The organism is Dialister sp. (assembly GCF_036343215.1).
Lineage (GTDB): Bacteria > Bacillota > Negativicutes > Veillonellales > Dialisteraceae > Dialister.
The window spans coordinates 1-3,695 of the sequence record NZ_JAZASU010000136.1; the positions used below are offsets into that span (position 1 = coordinate 1).

Below are 3,695 nucleotides of genomic sequence, written 5' to 3' on the forward strand. Positions count from 1 at the left end.
AATGTCTACCAATGGTATTATTTGGTTTTGGCATAATTAAATTATACCATGCGAAGAACCCATCGGCCTTTTTAAGTCGATGGGTTCTTTGTTTTAGTTGTGTATTTTCTGTACAGCCCCGGCTTTTTTGCGTTCAGTGATCAGTCAGCAGTTCTCAGTGACTGAATTTCCTGAAACTTTGAAAAGTCAGCTCTCTTCGAAGCTTTGCATCGATCTGGATTCGGGACTGGGGACTCGGGAAAGTGGGCCAAATTGACAGGGCGGCCTTTTTTATTTCCTGTTATAGCCCAAATGATATAAAAAGGACCCGCTTCCGGATATTTGCTGCGGGTCCGTCTTCACCAAGAACTGCGAACTGATACCTATCAAAAACGTATTTTAACTTAAATGAATCTCCCGCCTCCATCCCTTTCATTTCTTTACAGCCCCTCTCTCCCCCTGTAAAATAAAGATATATGTATGGAAACAACGAGGTACTCATCATGAAAATCGTTACTGCCCAGATTGACGTCATTCCCGGGCACATCCGGGAAAACTGGAAACAGATTGAAAAAGAAATCGAATATGCCAGATCCGTGAAAGCCGATCTCCTGGCGCTTTCGGAAATGTGCCTCACGGGCTACCTCATCGGAGACCTGTGGGACCAGACGGCCTTTCTCCGGGAATGCGAAAGGTACAATGAAAAAATGGCGCAGGCTTCCGAAGGCCTCACCATTGTGTGGGGAAGCTGCGCCATAGACTGGGGAAAGACCAATGATGACGGAAGGCCGAGGAAATACAATGCTGCCTTTGCGGCAAGGGACGGTCATTTCCTCTATCCTGAAGGGTCCCTCAGGCCTTATGTGATGAAGACACTCCTCCCCAGTTACCGCTGCTTTGAGGACCGGCGGTATTTCACCTCCACCCTGGCCGAAGCGAGGGAAGAAGGCCTTCCGCCGGAAGATTTCTTTGCCCCGTACCTTCTGACCAATGGAGAAGAGACAGTCCGCGTGGGAATCCTTCTCTGCGAAGACAGCTGGGATGAAAATTATTCCTTCTCCCCCATGAAAGTATTGGCGGAGAAAGGAGCACAGCTCTTCCTGAACCTCTCCGCTTCTCCCTTTACTCTGGGCAAAAATGAAAAACGCCACCGCATGCTGACCGCTTCCCTTTCGAAGCTTCACGTCCCCATGGTATACGTCAATAACCGGGGACTTCAGAATAATGGCAAAACCTGCTACACCTTCGACGGCATGACCGCCCTCTATGATCAGAATGGAAATCTGGCAGGAGAAGCCGCGCCTTTCGAGACGCCCCACTGCACCTTTGATTTCCATCAGGAAACAGGCACCTTTACCTCCTCCGAGCCCATGACGCCTCATAAAGGAGACCTGCTCCTTCCCGCCATGCGGTACGGGGTAAAGAAATTCCTCGAATCCATCCACGTGAATCAAGTGGTCATCGGCGTATCGGGAGGTATAGATTCAGCCGTCAATGCGGCCCTTTACCGGTCCGTGCTCCCGCCGGAAAATCTGCTTCTCGTCAATACCCCCACCCGCTTCAACTCGGCCCTCACGAAGGACCTGGCCAGGCAGCTGGCAGACAACCTGGGCTGTCCTTACCTTTCTATTCCTATCGGAAATTTCATCGATGAGACGGCAGCAGCCCTCGAAGGCCTTCCCTATGGAAATAAAACCATCCATCTCACGGGCTTCATGAAGGAAAATATGCAGGCCCGGGACCGGAGCAGCCGCATTCTTTCTGCACTCTCCGCCGCCTTCGGCGGCATCTTCACCTGCAACGCCAATAAAACGGAAATGACCGTAGGCTATGGCACCCTCTACGGCGACCTGGCCGGCGCCCTGGCAGCGACGGCGGATTTGTGGAAATACCAGATCTATGAACTGGGCAGGGCCCTGAATGAATGGTACGGGCAGGAAGTCATTCCCGAAGGGATTTTCACCGTAAAACCCAGTGCCGAACTGTCGGAGAACCAGGATGTCACCAAAGGCCTGGGGGATCCTCTCATTTACGAATACCATGACTATTTGCTGAAAAGCTTTGTAGAACCCTGGCAGAGAAATACGCCGGAGGACATCCTTGCCTGGTACAGAGAAGGAACACTGGAAGAGCATCTGGGCTGCTCCGTAAAGGTAAAAGACCTCTTTCCCACCCACGCCGCTTTCATTCAGGACCTGGAGCGCTGGTGGAACCTTTTTGCCGGATTTGCCGTAGCCAAACGAATCCAGGCGCCGCCCCTCCTCGCCATCAGCCGGCGTCCCTACGGCTACGACCTTCGGGAATCCCAGGTAGGCCCCTACTATACAGACCGGTATCTTGAAATGAAGAGAAGCATGGTGGAGGTCGTAAAAGGTTCTTAAGTTTGACCGGCGTTCTGCGCCCTAGGGAAGCGCTGATTAAATCGTTGTCTGATTTTATTCTTGAATTTTTATGCAATGCAAGGAATGGGGCGACGCGAATAGCCAGCTATTTAAGGAGCCCCATGACGAAGCAGTGCATAAAAATTCTTATAAAAGCAGACTCTGCGAATTAATCAGTGCTTCCCTAAGGCTGCGGCGTCGGCTTTGCCGGAGTTTGATACATTTTCATCATATCCCAAAAGGGGCTGTGAAGAAATGATGACCATTTCTTCACAGCCCTTTTCCCATGTCAAAACTCCTGATTCCTCCATACGTATGCAGTGAAATAAAGGAAAAGCAGGTCCGCAGATGAAATCATGGGCCTCTGCTTTCTGTCTTCTACCGTCCCCCTTCTATTTCACCGCCCTGATGCAGAAAAGAGGCAGCGGGTCGTAGTCCCATTCTTTGGACAGGTGAACAAGAGGGCGTATATCCTCTTCCCATGTGACGGAAGAAAAACCCATCAGCTGCAGCCGTTCCACATCCCAGGCCGGCCGGCTGTGGGTGCTGATACGGATGGAGTCCTTCAGCTCCTGGCAGGTCTCTATAAGACTTTCCGCCACACCGTGGTGCGCATTTTTGGTAAGTTTCGCAGCGGCAGTAAAATCCATGGGGCCGTAGTTGGAGTCCATGTTAAGAAGGACGCCCCCTTTTTTCAAAGCCCTCTGCCAGGACGCATAGGCCCTGGGCACATCGGGCAGGTTCCAGGTCACATTGCGGGTCACAATGGCATCAAAGCTGCTTTCCGGAAAGGGCAGGTTCATCACATCGCCCTGCACGAAAGAAATGGAAACTCCCGCCTTTTCCGCATTAGCCGCCCCCTCTTTCAGCATGGAGGCAGAGAAATCAAGGGCCGTCACCCTGCATCCTGCCTTTGCCAGGATAATGGCAAGGAAGGCAGGCCCCGTGCCTGCATCCAGAACATGAAGAAGTCTTCCCTTCGGAAGCCTTTCCATCAGGAACCTTTCCCAGGCCCTGCTGTCCGGCCCGGACAGTTCCTTTTGTCTAAGACTGCTGTAGCCGCGGCTCCGCTCATTCCAATAGCCTCTGTTCTTCTCCTCGAAATTGTCCATCCCATTTTCCTTTCTTCCACAGCGAAAAGGCCGTTTCCTCTGCGAAACGGCCTCAGGCTTTTACAGGTCAAGCCTTCCGTGCTTCCTCAAATACGTTCCTCACCGCTTTTTCAATGGTATCGTAGTCCATACCCGGTTTGGCTTCAAAGTACTTCTTCCCCTCAATGAATGCTCATGTACGGTAAAGAAGCAAGCAACCGAAAACAATAGATAGACCGCCAGC

Annotated in this window: 2 protein-coding genes; one reads left to right on the top strand and one right to left on the bottom strand. The window is 51.6% G+C overall.

Annotated features, from left to right (window positions below):
- Positions 1–482: 482 nt before the first annotated feature.
- A complete protein-coding gene (gene nadE / locus VZT47_RS09685; RefSeq protein WP_330224761.1) occupies positions 483–2,360 on the top strand; it encodes an NAD(+) synthase in 1,878 nt (625 codons plus the stop codon).
- Between the two features lie 392 nt (positions 2,361–2,752).
- On the opposite strand, the gene VZT47_RS09690 is transcribed toward nadE, so the two are convergent.
- The gene (locus VZT47_RS09690) at positions 2,753–3,472 is read right to left on the bottom strand and encodes a class I SAM-dependent methyltransferase (RefSeq protein ID WP_330224762.1); all 720 of its coding nucleotides are present in this window, start codon (positions 3,470–3,472) and stop codon (positions 2,753–2,755) included.
- Positions 3,473–3,695 lie beyond the last annotated feature (223 nt).